A 23,573-nucleotide genomic window follows, 5' to 3' on the forward strand; every position below is an offset into this window, starting at 1 on the left:
GATGCGATGAGCGGCGACGACGTCCGCCACAGCGACGCGCGCGTGCTCGCCGCCTGGCGCGAGAACGCCGCGCCGTGGACCCGTAGCGTGCGCACGCAGGCGATCGAAAGCCGCCGCCTGGTCACCGACCGCGCCGTGGTCGAAGCCGCCACGCGCCTGCGGCCGCGCAGCGCGCTCGACCTGGGCTGCGGCGAAGGCTGGCTGACCCGCGCCCTGCTCGCCCACGGCATCGACGCCCGCGGCAACGACGCGGTGCCCGCGCTGATCGAGGCCGCGCGCCGCGCGGATCCCGCCGCGCCGCCGCAGCGCTACGCCTGCCTGAGCTACGAAGACATCGCCGCCGGCGCGCTCGACGCGCGCTTCGACCTGATCGTGTGCAACTTCTCCCTGCTCGGCGGCGCCGCCGTCGACGCCCTGCTCGCGGCCCTGCCGGCGCACTTGAACGAAGGCGGTCACGTCCTGATCCAGACCCTGCACCCGCCCACCGCCAACGCCGACGCGCCCTACCGCGACGGCTGGCGCGACGGCAGCTGGGCCGGCTGCGAGGGCGACTTCGGCGAACCGGCGCCTTGGTACTTCCGCACCCTCGGCGGCTGGCTGGCACTACTGCAGCGCAGCGGCCTGACACTGCGCGCCCTGGAAGAACCCCTGCATCCGCCGACCCAGCGGCCCGCGTCGCTGATCCTGCTCGCCGCCGCGCACTGAACCGCCTGGACGCCGAAGCGGCCTGGTCTCTGCAACAGCCCACCTCGCCATTGCGGCGAAAGCCGCCATCCAACCGAAGCAACGCAGCCCCGCCGCCGCATCCCGAAGCCGCACGTCCCTCGCCCCCTCATTCCGGCAAACCGGCAAAAGCCGGAACCGACTTCGATCTCGCTGTTGCTGTTCGCCCGGACGCAACCCCAAGCAAAGCCTCCGCCGCGCAGCCCCGGAGGGCGCGCGCATGGATGCGCGCGTGCGCCATGGGGCAGGATGCCCCTTATGGCGCAGCCCCGCGCCGCTGTGAGCCATAGTGGCTTTTGATCCGAAAAAACGAGGCCTTTTCTTTGGTTACTTTCTTTGTGGCTTAAGACAAAGAAAGTGACCCGGCCGCTTGCGGACGGAAGCTCTTGATCGTGGCTTGTCGCCACTCGCCACCACGGCAAAGGCAAGAACAACAACAAAGTCGAAACGGATTCTGGCTTCCGCCGGAACGACGGCCGTGAAGTTGCGTATCCGACTGCAGGAGCGGCGCGAGCCGCGACCGCGGCAACGCAACTACGCCGTAACTTTCGCTGCAGGCGCGACGGCGCGGTCGCGGCTCGCGCCGCTCCTACAGCAAGCGACCGCAAGAACGCCCCGAACCGCACCCCAAACGCAAGCCACGACTACTCCCCCCTCACCCCTGCGACCGATCCACCGGCTTCGCCACCCCCGACCCGATGTCCGCGATCCGCCACAGATACAAACTCGCATAGGTCCGATACGGCCCCCAACGCTCGCCGATCTGCGCCAACGCCTTCGGCGCCGGCATCGCGTCGAGCTTGTCGACGAACTGCGCGCCCTTGCGGATGCCCAGATCGTCCACCGGCAAAATGTCGGGACGGCCGAGGCGGAACATCAGCATCATCTCCACCGTCCAGCGGCCGATGCCGCGGATCGGCACCAGCGTGGCGACGATGGCGTCGTTGTCCATATGCGCCATCGCGCGCAGGTCGGGAATCTCGCTGCGCGCCTCGCGCGCCGACAGGTCGCGCAGGGCCAGCAGCTTGTTGCCGGATACCCCGCAGGCGCGCAGGGTGGCGTCGTCGCAGCGGCCCAAGGTGTCGTGGTGCAGGCGCGCGCTGCCGATCGCCGCCTCGACCCGGCCCACGATGGTCGAAGCGGCCTTGCCGCTGAGCTGCTGGAACAAGATCGCGCGCGCCAGCGCATCGACCGGATCGAAACGCTGGCGCCAACGCGCATCGTCCGGGATCGGCCCGTTCTCGAGCCGGTCGACCTTCTTCATCCATGCGCCGAGCCGGCGGCACTTGCGGCTCAGATGCGCGTGCGCGGCCTGCGCGTCGAACCCGCGGACCTGGCGCGGCACGTCAGCGCCGCACCGCGTCGGCGGCGTAGGCCAGCCACGCCAGGATCATCAGGCTGCCGCCGTAGGGCGCGAGCCGGGTCGATACGCCGAAGAAGTGCGCCGCGGCCAGGCTGCCGGCGAAGCCGACCACGCCGAGCAGCAACGCGCCCAACACGCCGCGGGTGAAGGCGCGTCGCGCCTGCGGCGCCAGCGCCGCCAGGGCGATGCCGTGGCCGAAGGCGAACACCGCCGCGCTGTGCAGGCGCGCCTGCGCGTGCGGATCGGCGGCCGCGTGCGCGGCGTAGGCCGACAGGGCCACCGCGAACGCGGCGAGGATCGCGCCGGCGGCGGCGAGCAAGCGCGCGGACAGCGATGCGGTGGGGCGGGATTCGGGAGGGGGGGCGCTCATGTGGGCGAACGCTTGCGATGGAGGGTGTTCAACGATAGCAGCGTTAGTGTGGGCGGGCGCAGTGAGGGGGCGGTCATGATTTGTGTTGGAATGGGTTCGGCGTTCTTTGGCATGAATCGAGGATGGCGCTTCTGCTTGCCGGCGCAGCTTGGAGCGAGGGAGCTCTCAGACCGTCATTGCGGCGGAAGCCGGGATCCAACCGAAGCGACGCAGCCCCGCCGTCGTTCTTTGAAGCAACGAACCTCCCAAACCGTCATTCCGGCGAAAGCCGGAATCCAACCGAAGCGGCGCAGCCCCGCCGTCGTTCTTTGAAGCAACGAACCTCCCAGACCGTCATTCCGGCGAAAGCCGGGATCCACACGACTTTGCTGCTGCTCTTGCCTTTGCCGTGGTGGCGATTGACGACAAGCCACGATCAAGAGCTTCCGTCCGCAAGCGGCCGGGTCACTTTCTTTGTCTTAAGCCACAAAGAAAGTAACCAAAGAAAAGGCCTTGTTTTTTCGGATCAAGAGCCACTAGGGCTCGAAACGAGCGCGGGGCCGTGCCATAAGGGACATCCTGTCCCATGGCGCGCGTGCGCATCCATGCGCACGCCCTTCGGGGCTGCGGAACGGCTGCATCGCGCTCGGGGGCGGGCACGAGCAACGGCAACCGCAATGGCTGTTGCGCTCGTCGAGTTGGCCGAAGCCCCGATTGCTGGCGCGGCTCGCGCGGCGGGTGCGTTGGTCGCGATCGTGGCTTGTGCGGTCGCGCTGCGCGCGGCGCATCGCTCACGCTTTCCTGGATGTCCGCGCAAACAAAAACGCGCCGCGGAAAGCCGCGGCGCGTTTTTGTTGTCGCAACCGGCCCGCGCTAGGCGGGCGGTGGGATTACTTGACCGGCCAGTAGACGTCGAACTGGCCCAGGGCCGGGTCAAAGCTCTGGTCGATGCCGGCCTTCCAGCTCTCGTACGGACGGTCGGTGGTCGAGTAGCCGCGGGTCATCGCCCAGGCGCGCACGGCGTCGCGCACCGGCGGCAGCGCGGCGAAGTTGTGGCCGCCGCTGGTGGCGACGACGACCTTCGAGGCCGGCAGCAGCGAAGCCTTGACCGGGCCTTCGACCTTGACTTCCAGCGCGGTGGCGTCGCCAGTGGCGGTGTCGCCCTTCTTGCGCACGACCTGCACGGTGTCGAAGTCGTAGGTCTCGGTGCCGAACTCGTTGGTCACGATGCGCACCGGGCCGACCGCTTCCAGGCCGTTCGCGGCGATGACCTTGTTGATCCACTCCATGTTGGCGTGGATCTGGCCCTTGATCTTGTCGTTGTTGCGCTCGACCGCGGCGTTGACGCTGAGGATGTTCTCGGCCGGACGCTCGGCCACCTTCGGCGCGTTGTTCGGGTCGGTTTCCGACAGCTTGGCGTAGTCGTAGTTCGGCACGGTCGCCAGCAGGTTGCTCAGGCGCGACAGACCCATCTTGATGTCTTCGCCGACGCTGCTGCTGACGTACAGGCCGGAGTAGCGGCCGAGCAGGTTGAAGCCGTAGTCGACGTCGTAGGTCTGGGTGATCTCGACGTTGCGGTTGTTGCGGCCGGTCGGCTTGAGGGTGAACTCGCTGCGCTTGTTCTCGCCGCGCTCGGGGTTGGTGATCTTGTAGCCGACCAGCTTGCCCGGTTCGCTCTTGACGATTTCCCAGCTGCCCTGGCCCAGGCCGCGTTCCTTGGAGGAGTATTCCAGGCGGGCGCCCACGCCCTCTTCCTTGCCGACCAGCTTGATCTCCATATTCGGGTCGCGCGCCGCCAGCGGGTTCCATTCCTTGAAGCGACGCAGGCTGTTCAAGGTGTCGAAGACGATGGTCAGCTTGCGGTTGGTCTCCACCGAATGCGACAGGTGGCGGCTCGACGGCAGAACGATGCCGACGACCAGGAACAGCACGGCGACGATCGCCAGGGAAATCAGAATCTCGATCAGACGGGTCATTCAGGGTTCTCCAGGGCCGGGCCCAGGTGCGGGCCAGGGGCGCAGACCCGCAATCGTAGCAAGATAAATCCCGGCAAGGGCAGCCGTCACAGGCAAGAAAGCCCATCGGGTCGCATCGCGGCCGGCCCGGGCCGCGAAAAGCGCGCAACTGGCCGGCTTTGTGCCGTCTGGGCGCTGCATTCGCACCGGTATGCGGGCCTGTCGCCGGGGCACGAAAGGCGCGTAAGCGCAAATCCGGTCAAGTCGGATCGGCGCCTCGCGGGCTTGTGCGCGCCTGCGTGCGCGGCGCGGCAACGCGCGTGGGCATCGGATCTACGACGAAAGTAGCGCGCCGGAACGAAAGCGTCGGGCCCGAAGGCCCTTCCGCGGCGAAGGCTTGGGCGCTCGCGGACCGCGACTCCGGCCCGCCGGCCGGCGTCCGCCGCCAACGGCAGGGAACCGCCCTGCCCGCCGCCGGGCGCGCGGGCGAGGCGCCCGACGCGCGCCGCCGGCGCTCAGACCAACTGCAGCTCGAACGCCTTGAGCACCGCGCGGGTGCGGTCGCGCACGCCGAGCTTGGACAGGATGTTCGAGACGTGGTTCTTGATCGTCCCCTCCGCCACCCCGAGCGAGTTGGCGATCTCCTTGTTGGAGAAGCCGCCGGCCATCAGCCGCAGGATCTCGGTCTCGCGCTCGGTCAGCGGGTCGGGCCGGTCCAGGCTGACGAACTCGTTGCGCATGTGCTCCAGGCCCGACAGCAGGCGCTGGGTCATCGCCGGCTGCACCAGCGAGCCGCCCTCGGCCACGGCCTGGATGGCGCCGACCAGTTGCTCCAGCGACACGTCCTTGAGCAGGTAGCCCTTGGCCCCGGCCTTGAGCCCGGCCAGCACCAGTTGGTCGTCGTCGAAGGTGGTCAGGATGATCGTCGGCGGCAGGTAGCCGCTGCGGGCCAGCGCCTGCAGCGCCTCCAGACCGGACATCACCGGCATGCGCATGTCCATCAGGACCACGTCGGGGCGCAGGTTCGGGATCATCTCGACCGCCTGGCGGCCGTCGCCGGCCTCGGCCACGACTTCGATGCCCTCGGCCAGGGCGAGCAGCGAGCGCACGCCCTGCCGGACCAGGGTCTGGTCGTCGACGAGCAATACGCGGATGGGGCTGGGGATCATGTCAGGGCTCCTTCGCGGCCCATGGCGGCCGCGGTGGCGGGCAGGGTCAGGCGCAGGCTGAAGCCGGCCTCGGCCCGGGTTTCGATTCGCAGTTGGCCGCCGTGCTGGACCAGCCGCTCGCGCATGCCGCGCAGGCCGTTGCCGGCGATCAGGTGGTCGGCGCCGCGGCCGTCGTCGCGCGCGCTCATGACGATGTGGCCGTCGTTGCGGCGCACGTCGATCCACAGGTGCTGGGCGCCGGCGTGGCGCACCGCGTTGGTGATGATCTCCTGGGCGCAGCGCAGCAGCACGTGGGCGCGCTCGGGGTCGTCCAGGGTCAGCGGGGTCTCGATGTCCATGCGGATGTCCAGGGCGGGCACGTTCTCGGCGAGCGGGCGCAGCGCCAGCGACAGGTCGATGGCGCCGTTCTCGCGCAGCTGGCTGACCGCCTCGCGCACGTCGGTGAGCAGCAGCCGGGCCAGAGTATGCGCCTGCTGCACGTGTTCCTTGACCCGCCCTTCCGACAGGTGCCCGGCCACTTCCAGGTTCAGGCTCAGCGCGGTGAGGTGGTGGCCGAGCAGGTCGTGCAGCTCGCGCGAGATGCGGGTGCGCTCGTTGATGCGCGCGCTCTCGGCCAGCAAGGCGCGGGTCGCGCGCAGTTCGGCGTTGAGCCGGCGCTGGTCCTCGCGCGCCTGGGCCTGCTGCATCGCCACCAGCGAGCTGACGAAGACCAGGCTGGAGAAGCCGGCGTAGGCCACCGACTGCACGATCGCCACCAGCAGCGGCTGGCCGATGGCGATGACGAACACCGGGATGATCGACAGGTTGCTCAGCACCAACCACGCCACCCCGACCCGCAGCGGCAGCAGCCACGGCAGCAGCCCGGCCACGACCATCAGCAGGATGCTGCCGATGCCGCTGTTGGAGAAATAGCCCACGCCGATCGCGCAGGCGGTCAGGACCAGCAGCAGGGCGTGGTCGGCCGGCCCGGGCCGGCGTTGGCCGAGGCCGCGGCTGGCCCACCAGTACACCGCGCCGAAGGCCAAGTGGATCGCCACCCAGCGCAGGATCAGCAGGAAGAAGGTGTGCTCGCTGCCGCCGGGCAGCGAGGTCGCCGCCTCCGGCTCGAGCCACATGATCACCAGCCAGCAGCCGGCCACGCCCCAGGTGAACAGCCCGGCGAAGCGCATGAGTTGGGTGGGGGTGAGGCGGGCCAGCATGAACGCATGCTAACGGTACCGGCACCCGGGCGGAGCCGTCCGAAAGTCATGGCCCCGGGCGTTCGCCCCGCGGCCGCCCCCCGTGCGATAATCGCGGGCGCCGGCACGGATTTCGCGCCGGCTTGCAACTATCTGGAGCCTGGAATGTCGATCGTCGTCCGCGACGTGCGCGAGCACGAGCTGGATTCCGTCCTTGCCCTCAACAACGCCGCCGGGCCTGCGATCCTGCCGCTGGATGCGGCGCGTCTGCGTCACTTCTTCGACACCGCCGAATATTTCCGCGTCGCCGAACGCGACGGCACCCTGGCCGGTTTCCTGATCGGCGTGGGTTCCGGCGCCGGCCACGACAGCAGCAATTTCCGCTGGTTCCACGAGCGCTATCCGGACTTCTTCTATATCGACCGCATCGTCGTCGCCAGCCGCCGCCGCGGCGGCGGCGTCGGCCGCGCCTTCTACGCCGACGCCCAGAGCTACGCCGAGCTGCGCTATCCGCAGCTGGCCTGCGAGGTGTTCCTGGAAGGCGGCAACGACCCGGCCCTGCTGTTCCACGGCAGCTTCGGCTTCCGCGAAGTCGGCCAGCACGTGATGGAAGAGGCCGGCGTGCGCGCGGCGATGCTGATGAAGCCGCTGTGCAGTTTCGAATGGGTGCGCCAGACCTACGGCGACGCCCTGCCCGACGCCGGCTGGCTGACCCGTCCGCGGGTGCCGGTGGCGCCGCTCCAGGCCGACGCGCCGCGCCCCACCGGGACCTGCCCGTGAGCGTGGCCGTGGATTACGAACAGGCCGGCGAACTCAAGATCGGCCAGGTCGGCATCGCCAACCTACGCATCCGCTCTCTCGACGTACCGCGTCTGGTCGAGGAAATGCGCAGCCGCGTGCAGCGCGCGCCGAACATGTTCGGCCGCGCCGCGGTGGTGATCGACTTCGGCGGCCTCAGCCACGCGCCCGACATCGCGTCCGCCCAGGCCCTGCTCGACGGGCTGCGCGCGGCCGGCGTGCTGCCGGTGGCGCTGGCCTACGGCACCAGCGAGATCGAGAAGCTGTCGCAGGCGCTGGGGTTGCCGTTGCTGGCGAAGTTCCGCGCCTCGTACGAGCGCGCGGATGGCGTCGCCGTCGCCGAAGCCGCCGCGCCGCCGCGACGCGAAGCGCCGGCGCCCGCGCCGGCCGCCGAACCGGCCCGCGCGCCGCGGCCTCCGGCCGGCGCGCCGCCCGTCGCGCAGGCTTCATCGGTAGGAATGATCCAATCCGCGCCGGTGCGCTCGGGGCAGCAGATCTACGCCGACAACCGCGACCTGACCGTGCTGACCACGGTCGGCGCCGGCGCCGAGGTCATCGCCGACGGCTCGGTCCACATCTACGGCCCGTTGCGCGGCCGCGCCCTCGCCGGCGCGCAGGGCAACGCCAAGGCGCGCATCTTCTGCCGCGAGTTCCATGCCGAACTCGTCGCCATCGCCGGCCGCTACAAAGTGCTCGAAGACATCCCCAAGGAGCTGCGCGGCAAGCCCGTGCAGGTCTGGCTGGAAGACGAACAAATCAAGATTGCGGCGCTGGATTGACGCCGCACGAACGGAGGAACGAATTTTGACCGAGATCATTGTTGTCACTTCGGGCAAGGGCGGCGTCGGCAAGACCACGACCAGCGCCAGCCTGTCCTGCGGCCTCGCCCGACGCGGCCACAAAGTCGCGGTCATCGACTTCGACGTCGGCCTGCGCAACCTCGACCTGATCATGGGCTGCGAGCGCCGTGTGGTGTACGACTTCGTCAACGTCGTCAACGGCGAGGCTTCGCTGAAGCAGGCGCTGATCAAGGACAAGCGCTTCGAGAACCTGTTCATCCTGGCCGCGTCGCAAACCCGCGACAAGGACGCGCTGACCAAGGAAGGCGTGCAGAAGGTGCTCGAGGACCTCACCGCCGAAGGCTTCGACTACATCGTCTGCGATTCGCCGGCCGGCATCGAGAAGGGCGCGTTCCTGGCCATGTACTTCGCCGACCAGGCGGTGGTGGTGGTCAATCCGGAAGTGTCCTCGGTGCGCGACTCCGACCGCATCCTCGGCCTGCTCTCGTCCAAGACCCGCCGCGCCGAGAACGGCGAGCGGGTCAAGGAACACCTGCTGCTGACCCGCTACAGCCCCAAGCGGGTGGAAACCGGCGAGATGCTCAGCATCGGCGACGTCGAGGAAATCCTCGGCCTCAAGACCGTCGGCGTGATCCCCGAATCCGGCGACGTGCTCAACGCCTCCAACAAGGGCGAGCCGGTGATCCTGGAAACCGAATCCGACGCCGCCCAGGCCTACGACGACGCCGTCGCCCGCCTGCTCGGCGACACCCGTCCGATGCGCTTCACCCAAGTGGAAAAGAAGGGCTTCTTCAGCAAGATCTTCGGAGGCTGAACTCATGGGTCTGTTCGACTTCCTGCTGGCCAAGAAGCAAACCGCCGCGGTCGCCAAGGACCGCCTGCGGATCATCGTCGCGCACGAACGCGCCGGACGCGGCGGCCCCGATTACCTGCCGATGCTGCAGCGCGAGTTGCTGGAAGTGATCCGCAAGTACGTCAACGTCGACGTCGAGGCGGTCAAGGTCGATGTGGTCAAGGAAGGCCAGCACGACGTGCTCGACATCTCGGTGGCCTTGCCGGACGCGCCGGGCTCGACGCCGGCCTGAGCCCGAGGCGCGGAGGCCGACCTCCCGGCCTCGGCGTCCGCAACGCGATCTACCTGTAGCAGCGGCGTTCCGCGGGATTTCCTTCGGTCACAAGCCGTGACTGCAAGATAGTCGTTCGCGTCGCATGCCCAGTGGCGCGGTCGCGGCTCGCGCCGCTCCTACACAAAGCAAGACGTCCTGCATGCTCACCCTCGCCGACATCGACTTCGACCACGCCCACGCCCTGCTCGCCCGCTACGGGCTGGCTCTGGTGCGCGTGGCCGACGGCGACGCGATTCCCGGCAGCTACTGGGGCGACAGCGAGGCCGGCATCATCGCCAGCACCGTCTACGCGCGCGCGGACACCCCGGTGCATTCGATGCTGCACGAGGCCTGCCACTTGATCGTGCTGCCGCCGCAGCGGCGTGCGGCGGTGCATACCGACGCCACCGATTCGGTCGAGGAAGAGGACGCGGTGCTGGTGCTGCAGACCGTGCTGGCCGACGCCCTGCCCGGCGTCGGGCGCGAACGCATGTACGCCGACATGGACGCCTGGGGCTACACCTTCCGCCTGGGCTCGGCCAAGGCCTACGTCGAACAGGACGCGCAGACGTCATGGCAGTGGCTGGCCGAGCGCGGCCTGGTGGAAGCGCCGCAGCGCACGCAGGCGGCCTAAGCGGCGGCGCCCGCGCCGAGGCGCGCTGCGGCCCGCTGTCGTGGGAGGGGCTTCAGCCCCGACGCTGTTCGCTCAGGTCGCCGAACGCTTGCAGCGGCACCGCGATCGGGCACAAGAGCGTCGGGACTGAAGCCCCTCCCACAACAGCGGGAAGCTCATGCCACGAAAGTGGGCGTCGCATCGCTCGGCAATCCGCAGCGAGCGGCCACCGACGCCCTCCCTGGCGCCGACGCCATTCGAACCTTGCGGAGCGGGTTATCCCCATAACGCCGGCCCCGTGTTGCGTTGCCACCGTGCTTCCCTTCCCCTGAAGCGCCATCCAAGGCGCCACTCTCCCCCGAGTTCCCGCGCGGCGCGCTCAGTGCGCGGCCAGCCGCTCGTGCCTGTCGCGCGATGCCGCGACCGGCGCGGCCGGCAGCGCCACGGCGCGGTCGACTTCGACCTCCGCCTCGCTGACCGGATCGGGCAAGGCGCGCGCGGCGCTGCGGTTGGGGCCGGCGTCGGCCGGCCCGTTGATCACCACCACGCCCACCGCCGCCAGCGCCAGCAAGGCGAACAGGACGATGCGGACGGCGCGGCGTACGTAAAGACGGCGGCTGCGGACCGGGGCCTGCGGCGCCTGGGCCCAGCTCAGGTCGGCGCTGAACAGCCGGGCCCCGCCATCGGCCCCGCGCAACGGCAGTGCCGTCAACGTGGCCGTGTGCAACTTGCTGTGCGCGGAAGAGCCCAAGGTCTGTTTCACTCCCTATCCAATGCAGCCGATGCTCGATACCAGGATCCCCACCCTGGCCGGGCCGCCGACGAGCGGCTGCCCTTGGACGTCACTTTTTCCGTTTTCGCGTCACAAATCAAATCTGTTTTCGTGACAAGCGCCCGGCCCGGCCGCTCACGCGACGTTCCCTTGGCTGAACGAAAGCGCGGCACGGGTCGCGAGTGTTGCGCGCAGGCGCTGGAAATACCGATTATTTAACAATCTAACCGATTACATTTAACTTTAAATTTACATAATTCCGCGAACCCGTCGGCACTTCGTCATCAAGCAACGGCCCGAATCGGCCAAGCCCGGCCATTTCGGATGCATCGAGTAATCGTTTTCACAGCCTCGACTGTGCCGGATTTGCGCAAACTCCCCGCAACCGCAGCCGTACGGCCGGCGCCGGCGCGTCCGCATCGCACTGCGGCTTGCGCCCCGCCGACCCGCCCTCTAGCCTTCCGGTTCGCGCGCCAAGCGCAGCACTATTTCCGGAGAGAGCACACATGAAACCTGTCCGCGCCTTGTTGGCGCTCGGCGTCGCTGCGGCCGTGATCGGCCTGGCCGGCTGCAAGAAGGAACCCGCCACCGCCCCGAGCGCCACTGCGCCGGCCGCCGCGCCGGCCGGCGAGACCGCGGATCAGTTCATCGCCCGGGTCAACGACGAATACAAGAAGATGTATCCGGAGATGACCGCCGCGCAGTGGCTGTCCTCGACCTACATCAACGACGACAGCCAGCTGCTGTCGGCCAAGGCCAACGAGCGCTACCTCGGCCAGCTCAACAGCTGGATCGAACAGTCCAAGAAGTTCGAAGGCCAGCAGATGTCGCCGGCCACCGCGCGCGCGATCCAGCTGCTCAAGATCGGCACCGCGATGCCGGCGCCGAAGGATCCGGCGCGGCTCGCCGAGCTGACCCAGATCGCCACCCGCATGGAAGGCATGTACGGTTCGGGCAGCTACTGCAGCGGCCCCGGCGATACCGACTGCCGCCAGCTCGGCGACCTGGAAGACGTGCTGCGCAACAGCCGCGACTACGACGCCCAGCTCGACGCCTGGAAGGGCTGGCACACCATCTCCAAGCCGATGCGCAAGGACTACACGCGCTTCGTCGAACTGGTCAACGAAGGCGCGCGCAACCTCGGCTACGCCGACACCGGCGAGCTGTGGCGCTCGGGCTACGACATGAGCCCGGCCGAGCTGTCGGCCGAGACCGACCGCCTGTGGGGCCAGGTCAAGCCGCTGTACGAACAGCTGCACTGCTACACCCGCTCGCGCCTGGAAACCAAGTACGGCAACGACAAGGGCCAGGTCGCCGGCGGCCTGCTGCCCGCGCACCTGCTCGGCAACATGTGGCAGCAGGACTGGGGCAACCTGTGGGACGTGCTGGCGCCGTACAGCGAGCAGCAGGCCGGCAGCCTCGACATCAACGCCGCGCTGGCGCGCCAGTACCAGCAGATCCTCGACGCGCAGCAGAACAAGGCCGGCGAGCGCGACGCGGCCGGGCAGGCGCAGGTCGAAGTCGACGCGCAGCTCGCCAACGCCAAGCGCATGACCGAGCGCGCGCAGGACTTCTACGTCTCGCTCGGCATGCCCAAGCTGCCCGACAGCTATTGGGCCAAGACCCAGTTCGTGAAGCCGCGCGACCGCGACGTGGTCTGCCACGCCAGCGCCTGGGACATGAACATGTCCGGCGACGTGCGCACCAAGATGTGCATCAAGCCGAACGAAGAAGACTTCACCACGATCTACCACGAGCTCGGCCACGTCTATTACTACCTGGCCTACAACAAGCAGCCGCCGCTGTTCCAGACCGGCGCGCACGACGGCTTCCACGAGGCCATCGGCGACACCATCGTGCTGGCGATGACGCCGAAGTACCTGTCCTCGGTCGGCATGGTCGCCAACCCGCAGCAAAGCCAGGAAGCGCTGATCAACGCGCAGATGCGCATGGCCCTGGCCAAGGTCTCGTTCCTGCCGTTCGGGCTGATGATCGACCGCTGGCGCTGGGGCGTGTTCGACGGCTCGATCAAGCCCGACCAGTACAACAAGGCGTGGTGGGATCTGAAGGCGCGCTACCAGGGCGTGGCGCCGGTGGAGGCGCGCGGCGAGGACTTCTTCGACGCCGGCGCCAAGTACCACGTGCCGGGCAACACCCCGTACACGCGCTACTTCCTCTCGCACATCCTGCAGTTCCAGTTCTACAAGTCGCTGTGCGACGCGGCCGGCTACAAGGGCCCGCTGTACGAGTGCAGCTTCTACGGCAACAAGGCCGCCGGCGCCAAGTTCGAGGCGATGCTGAGCAAGGGCGCGAGCCAGCCGTGGCAGCAGACGATGAAGGAACTGACCGGCGGCGAGAAGATGGACGCCTCGGCGGTGCTGGAGTACTTCGCGCCGCTGCAGACCTGGCTCAAGCAGCAGAACGAAGGCAAGAGCTGCGGCTGGCAGGCCTCGGCGGCGGGCACCGCGGCGCCGGCATCGCCGGCCAAGCCGACGGCGAAGAGCGAAGCGCCGGCCAAGCCGGCCAAGGGCTGATCGGCGCGCTCGCGACGACGCCACCGCACGAACGAACGGGCCGGCATTCGCCGGCCCGTTCTTTTTTGCGCGCTTTGGGCATGCGACATTGCGGCGCGCAAGCTCGCGATGCGCGACTGCCACGGCGCGGACCGCCCCGCCCCGCCCGCGCCGAAACAGCTCGACCGATCCATCTCCTCCGCCCGACCCGGTACTGGCGCGCGGCGCGGGCGCGGCCGATGATCCGGACCTGACCGGCGACCTCCCGCCGCTTCCGACGAGCCCGCCCCGCATGCCCCGCACGATCCGCCTGCTCTCCCTCACCCTGCCCGCCCTCGCCTGCGCGTCCGGCGGCGCCCACGCCGCCGGACGCGCCGCCGCCGAGCCGGTCGACCTGCTGATCCGCCACGCCCACGTGGTCGACGTGATCGACGGCAAGCTGCGCGCCGACCGTCTGATCGCGGTGCGCGGCGACCGCATCGTCGCGGTCGAGCCCGACGCCCGCGCCGCCCGCTACGACGCGCAGCGCAGCATCGACGCCGCCGGCAAGTACGCGATCCCCGGCCTGTGGGACATGCACGTGCACTTCGGCGGCGGCGACAAGCTGATCGAGGAAAACAAGAACCTGCTGCCGCTGTACGTCGCCCACGGCATCGCCGCGGTGCGCGACGCCGCCGGCGACCTCAGCCCGAGCGTGTTCGAATGGCGCGACGCGGTCGCCGCCGGGCGCCTGGACGGCCCGACGATCTTCACCTCCGGCCCGAAGCTGGAAGGCTACAAGTCGATCTGGCCCGGCGACATCGAGGTCGGCAGCCATGAAGAGATTTCCAAGGCGCTGGACCAGTTGCAGGGCTGGAAGGCCGACTTCGTCAAGATCACCGACAACACCTTGTCGCCGGAGCTGTTCCTCGACGCGCTCAAGCAGGCGCGCGCGCGCGGCTTCAAGGTGTCGGCGCACGTGCCGTTCGTGCTGCCCATCGACGAGGTCAGCGCGGCCGGGCTGAGTTCGATCGAACATATCGAATACGCGTACAAGGCCGGTTCCTCGCAGGAAGCGCAGATCAGCGCGATGGTGCGCCGCGGCGAGATCGACAGCCGCGAAGGCTGGAACCGCATCCAGGCCACGTTCGACCGCAAGACCGCACTGGCCGCGTACCGGCGCCTGGCCCAGCGCGGCACCGCGGTGACGCCGACCCTCAACGGCAGCTTCGTCACCACCTATCTCGACCGCGACGATCACAAGCAAGACCCGTACCTGCAATACATCGGCCCGGGCCTGCAGGCGACCTATGCGTGGCGGGTCGAGCGCGCGGCCAAGGACGACGCCGCAGCGATCGCGCGCCGGCACCAGCGCTACCAGCGCAACGCGGCGATCCTGCCGCTGCTGCAGCAAGCCGGGGTGAACCTTCTGGCCGGCACCGATGCGGGCTTCCTCAATTCGTTCAACTATCCCGGCGTGGGATTGCACGACGAGATGCAGCGCTTCGTCGAGAGCGGCCTGACGCCGTTGCAGACGCTGCGCGCGGCGACGATCAACGGCGCGCGTTTCCTCGGACAGGACCGGGAGCACGGGTCGCTGGCGGCGGGCAAGGCCGCCGACATCGTGCTGCTCGACGCCGATCCGCTGCGCGATATCGCCGCGACGCGGCGTATCGATACCTTCGTGCTGCGCGGCGAGGTGTACGATCGCGCGGCGTTGGATGCGCTGTTGGACGGGGTGCGCAAGCGTGTCGCGGAGCAGCGTGCGGCGCAGGCGGCTTCGGCGGCGGCGCAGACGCGGTAGGCGGGCGCGCGGCGCGGAGGCTGCGCGAGGTGCTCGGGCGGGTATGTGAGCTCACTCTAGGCTGCGTTCGCGCGCTTGGTGCTGGATCTGGTGAGGGTTGCGTATCCGACTGTAGGAGCGGCGCGAGCCGCGACCGCGGCAACGCAACTACGGCGAAACTTTCACTGTATTTGCCGTGGCGCGGTCGCGGCTTGCGCCGCTGCTACAGGGGGCGTACCGCGGTGGGATTCGTCTTGGGGTGTGCGTACTTGTGACGACAAGCGAACATCAAGGGCTTCCGTCCGCAAGCGGCCGGGTCACTTTCTTTGTCTTAAGCCACAAAGAAAGTAACCAAAGAAAAGGCTTTGTTTTTTCGGATCAAGAGCCACTATGGCTCGAAAGTGGCGCGGGGCCGCGCCATAAGGGGCATCCTGCCCCATGGCGCGCGTGCGCATCCATGCGCACGCCCTCCGGGGCTGCGGGACGTGGGCTTTGTTTGGGGGTGCGTCGAAGCAAAGAGCAGCGGCAACGGCAACGGCAACGGCAAGATCAAAATGGGTTCCGGCTTTCGCCGGAATGACGGGGTGCGGGGAGCTAGCCCTTCTTGCCCTGCCGGAACTTCTGCGGCGTGGTCCCGCTGAACTGCTGGAACATCGCGATGAACGCCGAGGCGCTGGCATAGCCCATCTGCGCCGATACCTGCTGCACGCTGCGCCCTAGTTCCAGCAACGGGATCGACTGCTGGAAGCGCAGCCGCTGCCGCCATTGGCTGAACGACATGCCCAGTTCGTCGCGGCAGCGCCGGCTCAGGGTGCGCTCGGTGGTGTGCACGCGCTGCGCCCATTCCTCCAGCGTGGTGTTGTCGCCCGGGGCGTGCTGCAAGGCGTCCAGGATCGGTCCGAGCAGGCGGTCGTCGCTGTGCGGCACGAAGCGCTGCAGCATCGGCGTGGCCAGCAGTTTGTCGATCAGTACCCGCGCCAGGCGCCGGTCGGCGGGGGTGTCGGGGATCTCGATGCCGCGGTCGAACAGGTCCTCGACCCCGGCCAGGAACAGCGGGTGCAGGCGGACGATGCCCGGTGCGGCCGGCAACGCCGGGGTGTAGCGCTCGGCGATGTTGATCAGGCGGCACTTGGCTTCGCGCCGGTTGTGCGAGGTGTGGTCCATGCCGGCCGGGATCCAGGCGGCGTAGCCCGGCGGCGCGAACAAGGGCTCGCCTTCGACCACGAAGGCCATGCTGCCGGACTCCACGAACGCCAGTTGGCCCCAGGGATGGCGGTGCAGCGCGCTTTCGGTGTCCACCGCCAGCGCCTCGTAGCGCAGCAGCAGCGGGCCGGGCAATGAACGGTAGGGGTAATGGAACTGGCGGCTGCGGCGCATTTGTCCGGGCCTCGCTACGGCGTGTCGGGTTATCGGCATTTGCCGGCTAGCCGACATTCTAGAATAGCCTGCCCCCACGTTGTGCCGTTGTACGGAAGGATGTTGCGATGCCCCTGTTACTGCCGATCCTGGCCACCCTGATCTGGGCCGGAAATACGATCGTCAGCAAGCTCTCGGCCGGCGCGATCGAGCCGGCGGCGATCTCGTTCTACCGCTGGCTGGTCGCGCTGCTGGTGTTGACCCCGCTGATGCTGCCGCGGGTGTGGAAGCTGCGCGCGCAGGTGCGGCCGTACTGGCGCAAGTTGCTGGTGCTGGCCGCGCTGGGCATGGTGCTGTATCAGTCGCTGGCCTATTTCGCCGCGCACAGCGTCAGCGCGATGACCATGGGCCTGGTGGTGGCGGCGATTCCGCCGATGACGATGGTGATCGGCATGGTCCTGCTCAAGACCAGGCCGTCGCCGGGCATGCTGATCGGCGCAGTGGTGTCGTTCGCCGGCCTGACCTGGCTGCTCAGCGGCGGCCATCCGGCGCAACTGCTGCAGCAGGGCCTGGGCCGCGGCGAGATGATGATGATGCTGGCGGCGTTCTCGTATGCGCTGTACGGCGTGCTGGTCAAGCGCTGGGCGTTGCCGATCCCCAACGGCGAGTCGCTGTACCTGCAGGTGCTGTGCGGCACGGTGCTGTTGCTGCCGGGATTCGCGCTGGCGCCGTCGGTGGCGTTGACCGCGCACAACCTGCCGCTGGTGCTCTACGCCGGCATCCTCGCCTCGACCCTGGCGCCGTGGTTCTGGATGCACGGGCTGCTGCGGCTGGGCACCGACAAGACCGCGGTGCTGATGAACCTGACCCCGGTGTTCACCGCGCTGCTGGCGGTGTGCCTGCTCGACGAACCGCTGCGCGCGTACCACTGGATCGGCGGCGGGCTGACCCTGCTCGGCGTGGCGGTGGCGCAGGCGCTGCGGCAGAAGCCGGCGCCGGCGCTGCGGACGCAGGAGTGCGCGGGTTGAGTTCGGCGACACGCAGCCCGGTTTCAGGGTTTCGTCGTCGGTCGGTTGTCGCGATCGCAGCTTGCGCAGCGCCTACGGTCGAACAGGCCACGGCGCAGTCCCTGTAGCAGCGGCGCGAGCCGCGACCGCGAAACCGCGCGTACGACGAAAGTCGGCCACCGCGTACGCCGCGATGTAATCCTGTTGCAGTCGCGCCGAGCGGCCGCCATACCCCGGCGCACGCCTGCGCTCGGCGCTGTGAGCCGCGTCAAGTTCGCCATCGGCGCGCGCTGCTACGGTCGCAGCCATGTCGTCGCCACCCGACTGTTCGATCCGCATCGCTGCGCGTCCCTGCCGCCCGTCGCGGGCGGCGCCGATGTTCGCGTCGGGACGCCGCGACGCCTTCGCCGCGCGTGCCGGCGATCCTTCTGTGCCTTCGCGGTCCCGCGGCCGTTGTCGCGGCTTCGCGGACCATCTCGCTTTCGACCCACGTCCCGACCGCGCACGGCCGCGACGTTCGTCGACGCGCGATTGCTGCGGCTGATCCCCCTCGGCCGCAAGCCTGTGCCGGCCGCGGGGGGTGGCCCCCGGCCGGCTTTTTTTATCTCCGCCCTTCTGCGTCCGGTGTTTGCTTCGGCGTATCCGCACTCGCACGCCGGCATCGCCGGTCCCGGCGCATCCCGCCGCGCCTCGCCGCCCCACGTTCCTTGCCGCCGCGGCTGCGGCCGACTTTCTCGCGCGCGCGTTACGCAAACTGCGACCGCAACCGGACACCGATCGCACCCAAGCGCCGGATACTGCACAGGCGCCCGGCGAACGCACCGAAGTTGCGTTTTCGATACAGACGCAAGCGACAAGGTTTGTTAGTTTGCGCGCAGCGACACACCCCGCTCGGCGCTGCGAAGGGGCGCAGCGCCCACGGCGGCCCCTCGCCCGCCGCGCCGGCTCCGGCCGCGCCCGCGGACGCGGGGCGCGCTTGAGGCTTCGCGCGGCACCGCCCCCGACGACCTGAAGCACGACACGCGAGCGCACGCTGCGATGCCCCAACGCATCGATCGGATCAAGAACCTGGCCAGCGTCTCGCAGTTCCGCATCGGCGCGCTGCTGGTGCAGCCCGAGCGCCTGACCATCGTTCGCGACGGCCAGTCCACCGCGCTGGAACCGCGCATGATGGAGGTGCTGATCGCGCTGGCCGAGCGCGCCGGCGAGGTGGTCAGCGCCGAGCAACTGCTGATCGAGATCTGGCGCGGCACCTTCTACGGCGACAATCCGGTCCACAAGACCATCGCCCAGCTGCGCCGGCGCCTGGGCGACAGCAGCCGCGAACCGGAGTTCATCGAGACCATCCGCAAGCGCGGCTATCGCCTGATCGCGCCGGTGGCCTTCCCCGACGATTACCGCAGCGGGTTGCCGCGCGCGGCGGCATGGACCCAGGGCAGTCCCTACGTCGGCCTGCGCTCGTTCGATCACGGCCACGCCGGGGTGTTCTTCGGCCGCAGCCGCGCCACCGCCGAGTTGCTGGCGACGCTGCGCGAGCAGATCGACAACCAGCGCCGCTTCGTCCTGGTCTCCGGCGCCAGCGGCTGCGGCAAGACCTCGTTGCTGCGCGCCGGAGTGCTGCCGCTGCTGCGCCAGGACGGCGGTTTCGACGGCCTGCACGCGCTGGCCAGCGCCTACTTCGACCTCGGCGCCTGCCGCGGCGGCGACCTGCTGGCGCGGCTGGCGCAGGCGCTGTGCGCGTGGTCGCTGGACGGCCGCCCGGTGTTCCTCGACAGCGAGGCGGCATGGCTGGAACGGCAGTTGCGCGGCGCGCCCGACGCGGTGCGCGCGCGCATCGACGACGCCTTCGCCCGCCGCACCGCGGCGTCGGCCGAGCGCGCCCACCTGCTGCTGGTGGTCGACCACGCCGAGGCCGCGGTCGCCGCGCCCGGCATCGACGACAGCGACCGCCGCGACTTCGGCGCCGCGCTCCACGCGCTGTGCGCGAGCGCGCGGGTTGCGGCGATCGCGATCACCCGCAGCGACTTCTACCCGGCGCTGGTGGAGAAAATCCCGGGCCTGGCCGAACTCAAGGCCGGCGACGGCCACATCGACCTGCTGACCCCGCGCATCGGCGAGATCGGCCAGATCATCCGCGCGCCGGCGGCGCTGGCCGGGCTGAGCTTCGAGGAAGACCCCGACAGCTCGCTGCGCCTGGACGACCTGCTGCGCGACGCCGCCGCCGAGCATCCCGATTCGCTGCCGCTGCTGCAGCACACCCTGCAGGCGCTGTACGAGCGCCAGGGCGAGGGCGGCGTGCTGCGGCTGTCGACCTACCGCGAACTCGGCGGCCTGGAAGGCGCGCTGGCGCACCGCGCCGAGCAGGCCTTCGCCGAGCTGCCGGCGCCGGCGCAAGCCGCGCTGGAGCGGGTGTTGGCGGCGCTGATCGTGATCCGCCCCGACAGCGACGCGGTCACCGGCCGGCGGGTGCCGTGGTCGAGCCTGGAGGACGCGGCCGCGCGCGAGTTGGCCGAAGCGTTCGTGCGCGCGCGCCTGTTCGTCGGCGAGCTCAGCGGCGGCGAACCCGGCTTCGGCGTCGCCCACGAAGCGCTGCTGCGGCAGTGGCCGCGCGCGCGCGAGTGGACGCGCGAGAACCGGCAGCTGCTGCAGGCGCGCGAACGCCTGCAGCGCGCGGCCAAGCGCTGGGTCGCCGAGGGCCGGCGCAACGACCACTTGCTCAATCCGGGCCGGCCGCTGGCCGAGGCGCGCGAAGCCGCGCGCCGCCTGCCGGCCGATCTCGACGCCGACGACCTGCAGTTCCTGCGCGCGTCCGAGCGCCAGCAGCGGCGCAAGCAATGGCTGCGCGCCGGCGCGATCGGGACTCTGTGCCTATTGGCCCTGGTCGCGATCGGCCTGGGCCTGCAGGCCTGGCAGGCGCGGCGCGAGGCCGAGGAGCGCCGCGACCAGGCCCAACGCCTGGTCGCCTTCATGCTCGGCGACCTGGCCGAGCAGTTGCGTCCGATCGGCAACCTCAAGCTGCTCGACAGCGTCGGCAGCCAGGCGCTGGCCTACCTGGAGCGCATGCCCGAGGCCGACATGCAGCCGCGCGAGCTGGTCAGCCACGCGCGCGCGCTGCGCACGGTCGGCGAGGTGCTGATGAACCAGGCCCGCTTCGCCGAGGCGCGCGCCGCGTTCGAGCGCGCGCAGGAGGCCTCCGCGCTCGCGGTCGCCGGCGCGCCGCAGTCGTTGGACGCGCTGGCCGAATCCGGCACCACCGCCTACTGGCTGGGCTATCACGATTACCAGCAGAAGCGGTTCGACGGCGCGCGCAACCACTGGCAGGCCTACCTGCGCGCGTCCGAACAATTGGTCCAGCGTGCGCCGGCCGATCCGCGCTGGCGGCTGGAGCTGTCCTACGCGCTCAACAACCTCGGCACCCTGGCCTTCAGCGGCCAGCGCAGCGACGAGGCCGGCGAGCTGTTCGCGCGCTCGGTGGCGATCAAGCGGCAACTGCTGGCCGACAAGCCCGACGACAAGTCGCTGCGCTTCGAACTGGTCGACAGCCTGTCGTGGCTGAGCAGCGCGCAGGACGCACGCGGCCTGCTGGCCGAGGCCGCGCAGGGCTACGCGGCGCAGACCCAGATGCTGCGCGAACTGGTCGACAGCGAGCCCGACGCCGACGAATGGCGGCGCAAGCTGGCCACCTCGCTGCTGCGCAGTTCGGTGCTGGCGTTGGACCGCGGCGAGATGGAACAGGCCGAACGCGAGAGCGCCGAGGCCGTGCGCATGCTGGCCTCGCTGGTCGAGCAGCAGCCCGACAACAAGGTGTGGCGGCGCAACCTCGGCCACGCCTACGCCCATGCCGGCTGGGTCGCCTCGATGGCCGGCGCGCGCGAACGCGCGCTGGACCGGCTGCGCGCGGCGCAGCGCACGCTGGCGCCGATCATGCGCGAGACCGATCCGCCGCCGGAATGGCGCCTGCTCGACGCGACGGTGCGGCTGCGCCTGGTCCAGGCCGATCCGCGCGCCGGCATCGGCGCCGCCGACGCCGCCATCGCCGACCTGCAGGCGCTGCAGCGCAACGCGCCGGCCGACATTCCCAACCTCTCCAGCCTCGCCCGTGCGCTGGCCTGGCGCGGCGAGCGCTACGCCGCCGGCGGCGAGGCCGCGCGCGCGCGCGCCGACTTCCGCCAGGTCGAGCGCCTGCTCGCCGACGCCGTCGCCGACACCCGCGACCGCATCGTCCTGGACGCCTGGTCGCGCAGTCAGGTGCACCTGGGCGAGCGCGCCGACGCGGCGCGCCAGATCGCCTGGCTGCGGCGCGCCGGCTACCGCAATCCCGGTTTCGTGGCCCTCTACGAAACCGCTCCGCAGCCACCATGACCACAGGAAACCCCATCATGGCCAAGAAAGACTCCGCCAAGAACGATTCCGCCAAAGCGGCCAAGCCGGCGGCGATCGCCGACAAGTACGCGCGCAAGCACAAGCGCCACAAGCCCGACGGCAAGTACCCGACCCACCGCATCGAGCTGACCGTGGCCCATGTCGGTTTCGGCGGCAACGCCGGCAAGGGCCACTATTTCTACAGCTTCGCCCCGGACGTGGTGACCTTCCAGGGCGGCCCGGTCTGGATCGAATACGCGTTCGAAGCGCAGGTCCAGGAGCGCTTCGAGATCGTCAACGTGCTGACCTCCGACGCCTTCAAGCAGATCGGCGAGCCGGAGTTCGAGTACGACAAGGAGGGCGAGAAGAACGTGCGCAAGGTGTTCTTGTTCAACAAGAACTCGGTGTCCACGCTGATCTTCTTCACCGTGCTGGTGCGCGACCGCCAGAGCAACTACAACGACGTGGAGCTGATCTCCTGCGATCCGCAGGTCGGCAACGATCCGCAGATCACCCCGACCAAGGGCAAGGGCAAGTAAGCCGCGTCCGCATCCCCGCGGCGGGCGGCGCGTACGCGTCGCCCGCCGCGCGCGGCCGGGTCCGCGATGCCCGGCGCTCGGGCGCGACGCCCGCGCCGGCGCGGTCCGTGCCGCGCCGGCCTCAGTTGATCGTGCAGAAATTCGCGTAGTGGTCCGGCGTGTAGTACCGCGCCGCGACCACCTTCTTGGTCCCGTCGGTGACCAGGTACACCAGCCGGCGCTGCCCGGCGGCGCCGGTGTTCTGGCGGATCTTGCCCTCCCAGTAGACTTGGCCGCGGCCGGCGTTGGGCAGCTTGCCCTCGTTGTTGGAGAAGATCTGCACGTCCATGCCGTTGCGCCCGCACTCGGCCACCGGGTCGGTGGCGGTGATGCAGAACGACATGGTGCGCATGGCTTCCTTGATGTCCGGCGGCAGGCTGGTGCAGGCCTTGGGCGCGGCCGCGGCGGCGGCGCCGGCGAGCAGGCACAGGCCCAGGACGAACGCGGCGCGATCGACGGGGTTCATGGCGGTGGTCCTCGAAGAAGGGGCGGCGGCGGAACGGCGGCGCGTCCGCGCCGCCGCCCGCGCGGGGTCACTTGCCGGCGATCTCGCAGAACGCCTTGAAGTTGTCGCCGGTGTAGTAGCGCTTGCTGATCGGCTTGCCCTTGGCGCCGACAGCGAGGTTGTAGACCAGGCCCTGCGGCGAGCCCAGCAGCGCCGGCGAGGCGCGCCAGTACTGCGCGCCGATCCCGCCCAGCGGCGGCAGCAGGCCCTGGGCGTTGTCGTAGGCGCGGGCGTTGAGCTTGGACCGGAGGCAGGCCTTGGCCGGGTCGGCGGTGCGGGCGCAGACGTCGAAGTCGCGGATCATGGTCTGCACGTTCTGGGGCAGGTCCTTGCAGGCCGGCAGCGGCTCGGCGGCCAGGGCCGGGACCGCGGCGAGCGCGAGGGCGGCGGTCAGCGACCACTTCACGAGGGTGGCGTTCATGGGTTTCTCTCTCCGGGAATAAAGGTGCGCGAGACGGTGGGCCTGCGCCGGCCCGGCCCGCGGATCGGACCGACGGTCCGACCCGTCGAAGCGGGGCGGCCGGCGCGAAGCTGCGGCAACGGCCGCGACGCCACCTTGGCCGCGCGGCCGCGCCGGCACCTTCCGGCAACCTTACGGTCGCCGCCCTTTGCGGCCCTTCGCGACCCCGGTCGCAGATGCCGGTGAGGCCCGGTAGGGCGGCGG

Annotated in this window: 20 protein-coding genes; 11 read left to right on the plus strand and 9 right to left on the minus strand. The window is 69.8% G+C overall.

What is annotated here, in order from left to right; translation table 11 throughout:
• The first annotated feature begins 6 nt into the window (after positions 1-6).
• Positions 7-705 (plus strand): class I SAM-dependent methyltransferase, encoded by a 699-nt coding sequence (locus RDV84_RS24305; protein ID WP_309151906.1) that lies wholly within the window; start codon positions 7-9, stop codon positions 703-705.
• Between the two features lie 673 nt (positions 706-1,378).
• Here RDV84_RS24305 and RDV84_RS24310 read toward each other — a convergent pair.
• The 5 genes from RDV84_RS24310 to RDV84_RS24330 form a co-directional block, all read right to left on the minus strand.
• Positions 1,379-2,068 (minus strand): DNA-3-methyladenine glycosylase family protein, encoded by a 690-nt coding sequence (locus RDV84_RS24310; protein ID WP_309151907.1) that lies wholly within the window; start codon positions 2,066-2,068, stop codon positions 1,379-1,381.
• 1 nt (position 2,069) lies between these two features.
• Positions 2,070-2,456 carry a DUF423 domain-containing protein gene (locus tag RDV84_RS24315; RefSeq protein ID WP_309151908.1) on the minus strand — a complete coding sequence of 129 codons (387 nt, stop codon included), beginning with the start codon at positions 2,454-2,456 and terminating at the stop codon, positions 2,070-2,072.
• A gap of 869 nt (positions 2,457-3,325) precedes the next feature.
• On the minus strand, positions 3,326-4,411 hold the full coding sequence (locus tag RDV84_RS24320) for a polyketide cyclase (protein WP_057946893.1): 1,086 nt from the start codon (positions 4,409-4,411) through the stop codon (positions 3,326-3,328).
• Between the two features lie 494 nt (positions 4,412-4,905).
• Complete coding sequence (locus tag RDV84_RS24325) at positions 4,906-5,559, minus strand: response regulator (protein ID WP_309151909.1); 654 nt, start codon at positions 5,557-5,559, stop codon at positions 4,906-4,908.
• Positions 5,556-6,758 carry a sensor histidine kinase gene (locus RDV84_RS24330; protein ID WP_057946891.1) on the minus strand — a complete coding sequence of 401 codons (1,203 nt, stop codon included), beginning with the start codon at positions 6,756-6,758 and terminating at the stop codon, positions 5,556-5,558. The genes RDV84_RS24325 and RDV84_RS24330 overlap by 4 nt, the downstream gene beginning before the upstream one ends.
• 144 nt (positions 6,759-6,902) lie before the next feature.
• On the opposite strand from RDV84_RS24330, the gene RDV84_RS24335 reads away from it, so the two are divergent.
• The 5 genes from RDV84_RS24335 to RDV84_RS24355 all read left to right on the plus strand — a co-directional run bounded on the left by RDV84_RS24335 (position 6,903) and on the right by RDV84_RS24355 (position 10,075).
• A complete protein-coding gene (locus tag RDV84_RS24335) occupies positions 6,903-7,517 on the plus strand; it encodes a GNAT family N-acetyltransferase (protein ID WP_057946890.1) in 615 nt (204 codons plus the stop codon).
• A gap of 2 nt (positions 7,518-7,519) precedes the next feature.
• A complete protein-coding gene (gene minC, locus RDV84_RS24340) occupies positions 7,520-8,314 on the plus strand; it encodes a septum site-determining protein MinC (RefSeq protein ID WP_425606349.1) in 795 nt (264 codons plus the stop codon).
• 25 nt (positions 8,315-8,339) lie between these two features.
• Entirely contained in the window at positions 8,340-9,149 is an 810-nt protein-coding gene (gene minD / locus RDV84_RS24345) for a septum site-determining protein MinD (protein WP_123648983.1), read from the plus strand.
• A gap of 4 nt (positions 9,150-9,153) precedes the next feature.
• On the plus strand, positions 9,154-9,420 hold the full coding sequence (gene minE, locus RDV84_RS24350) for a cell division topological specificity factor MinE (RefSeq protein ID WP_057946887.1): 267 nt from the start codon (positions 9,154-9,156) through the stop codon (positions 9,418-9,420).
• A 181-nt stretch (positions 9,421-9,601) separates the two neighbouring features.
• The gene (locus tag RDV84_RS24355) at positions 9,602-10,075 is read left to right on the plus strand and encodes a hypothetical protein (protein ID WP_309151911.1); all 474 of its coding nucleotides are present in this window, start codon (positions 9,602-9,604) and stop codon (positions 10,073-10,075) included.
• Positions 10,076-10,433: 358 nt separating this feature from the next.
• Here the strand turns inward: RDV84_RS24355 and RDV84_RS24360 are convergent, their stop codons facing one another.
• Positions 10,434-10,817, minus strand: coding sequence for a hypothetical protein (locus RDV84_RS24360; RefSeq protein ID WP_309151912.1), 384 nt, complete (start codon positions 10,815-10,817; stop codon positions 10,434-10,436).
• 515 nt (positions 10,818-11,332) lie between these two features.
• On the opposite strand from RDV84_RS24360, the gene RDV84_RS24365 reads away from it, so the two are divergent.
• Positions 11,333-13,360: a M2 family metallopeptidase gene (locus tag RDV84_RS24365; protein WP_309151913.1), complete on the plus strand. Its 2,028-nt coding sequence runs from the start codon at positions 11,333-11,335 to the stop codon at positions 13,358-13,360.
• A gap of 271 nt (positions 13,361-13,631) precedes the next feature.
• Positions 13,632-15,122 carry an amidohydrolase family protein gene (locus RDV84_RS24370; protein ID WP_309151914.1) on the plus strand — a complete coding sequence of 497 codons (1,491 nt, stop codon included), beginning with the start codon at positions 13,632-13,634 and terminating at the stop codon, positions 15,120-15,122.
• Positions 15,123-15,695: 573 nt separating this feature from the next.
• On the opposite strand, the gene RDV84_RS24375 is transcribed toward RDV84_RS24370, so the two are convergent.
• Complete coding sequence (locus tag RDV84_RS24375) at positions 15,696-16,478, minus strand: helix-turn-helix domain-containing protein (RefSeq protein WP_309151915.1); 783 nt, start codon at positions 16,476-16,478, stop codon at positions 15,696-15,698.
• A 107-nt stretch (positions 16,479-16,585) separates the two neighbouring features.
• On the opposite strand from RDV84_RS24375, the gene RDV84_RS24380 reads away from it, so the two are divergent.
• From RDV84_RS24380 to RDV84_RS24390, 3 genes are all read left to right on the plus strand, one after another.
• Complete coding sequence (locus RDV84_RS24380; RefSeq protein WP_309151916.1) at positions 16,586-17,485, plus strand: DMT family transporter; 900 nt, start codon at positions 16,586-16,588, stop codon at positions 17,483-17,485.
• Positions 17,486-18,502: 1,017 nt separating this feature from the next.
• A complete protein-coding gene (locus tag RDV84_RS24385; RefSeq protein WP_309151917.1) occupies positions 18,503-21,826 on the plus strand; it encodes an nSTAND1 domain-containing NTPase in 3,324 nt (1,107 codons plus the stop codon).
• A gap of 17 nt (positions 21,827-21,843) precedes the next feature.
• Entirely contained in the window at positions 21,844-22,365 is a 522-nt protein-coding gene (locus RDV84_RS24390; protein ID WP_309151918.1) for a hypothetical protein, read from the plus strand.
• A gap of 121 nt (positions 22,366-22,486) precedes the next feature.
• Here the strand turns inward: RDV84_RS24390 and RDV84_RS24395 are convergent, their stop codons facing one another.
• Both RDV84_RS24395 and RDV84_RS24400 read right to left on the minus strand, forming a co-directional pair.
• Complete coding sequence (locus tag RDV84_RS24395; RefSeq protein WP_309151919.1) at positions 22,487-22,870, minus strand: ribonuclease domain-containing protein; 384 nt, start codon at positions 22,868-22,870, stop codon at positions 22,487-22,489.
• 67 nt (positions 22,871-22,937) lie between these two features.
• Positions 22,938-23,330: a hypothetical protein gene (locus RDV84_RS24400; RefSeq protein WP_309151920.1), complete on the minus strand. Its 393-nt coding sequence runs from the start codon at positions 23,328-23,330 to the stop codon at positions 22,938-22,940.
• Positions 23,331-23,573: the final 243 nt, after the last annotated feature.

This window comes from Lysobacter yananisis (assembly GCF_031199375.1).
Lineage (GTDB): Bacteria > Pseudomonadota > Gammaproteobacteria > Xanthomonadales > Xanthomonadaceae > Lysobacter > Lysobacter yananisis.

Coding starts and splice junctions, on each gene's coding strand:
- RDV84_RS24305 (WP_309151906.1), top strand. CDS start 7: ATGAGCGGCGACGACGTCCGCCACAGCGACGCGCGCGTGCTCGCCGCC.
- RDV84_RS24315 (WP_309151908.1), bottom strand. CDS start 2,456: ATGAGCGCCCCCCCTCCCGAATCCCGCCCCACCGCATCGCTGTCCGCG.
- RDV84_RS24320 (WP_057946893.1), bottom strand. CDS start 4,411: ATGACCCGTCTGATCGAGATTCTGATTTCCCTGGCGATCGTCGCCGTG.
- RDV84_RS24325 (WP_309151909.1), bottom strand. CDS start 5,559: ATGATCCCCAGCCCCATCCGCGTATTGCTCGTCGACGACCAGACCCTG.
- RDV84_RS24330 (WP_057946891.1), bottom strand. CDS start 6,758: ATGCTGGCCCGCCTCACCCCCACCCAACTCATGCGCTTCGCCGGGCTG.
- RDV84_RS24335 (WP_057946890.1), top strand. CDS start 6,903: ATGTCGATCGTCGTCCGCGACGTGCGCGAGCACGAGCTGGATTCCGTC.
- minE (WP_057946887.1), top strand. CDS start 9,154: ATGGGTCTGTTCGACTTCCTGCTGGCCAAGAAGCAAACCGCCGCGGTC.
- RDV84_RS24355 (WP_309151911.1), top strand. CDS start 9,602: ATGCTCACCCTCGCCGACATCGACTTCGACCACGCCCACGCCCTGCTC.
- RDV84_RS24365 (WP_309151913.1), top strand. CDS start 11,333: ATGAAACCTGTCCGCGCCTTGTTGGCGCTCGGCGTCGCTGCGGCCGTG.
- RDV84_RS24370 (WP_309151914.1), top strand. CDS start 13,632: ATGCCCCGCACGATCCGCCTGCTCTCCCTCACCCTGCCCGCCCTCGCC.
- RDV84_RS24375 (WP_309151915.1), bottom strand. CDS start 16,478: ATGCGCCGCAGCCGCCAGTTCCATTACCCCTACCGTTCATTGCCCGGC.
- RDV84_RS24380 (WP_309151916.1), top strand. CDS start 16,586: ATGCCCCTGTTACTGCCGATCCTGGCCACCCTGATCTGGGCCGGAAAT.
- RDV84_RS24385 (WP_309151917.1), top strand. CDS start 18,503: ATGCCCCAACGCATCGATCGGATCAAGAACCTGGCCAGCGTCTCGCAG.
- RDV84_RS24390 (WP_309151918.1), top strand. CDS start 21,844: ATGGCCAAGAAAGACTCCGCCAAGAACGATTCCGCCAAAGCGGCCAAG.
- RDV84_RS24395 (WP_309151919.1), bottom strand. CDS start 22,870: ATGAACCCCGTCGATCGCGCCGCGTTCGTCCTGGGCCTGTGCCTGCTC.
- RDV84_RS24400 (WP_309151920.1), bottom strand. CDS start 23,330: ATGAACGCCACCCTCGTGAAGTGGTCGCTGACCGCCGCCCTCGCGCTC.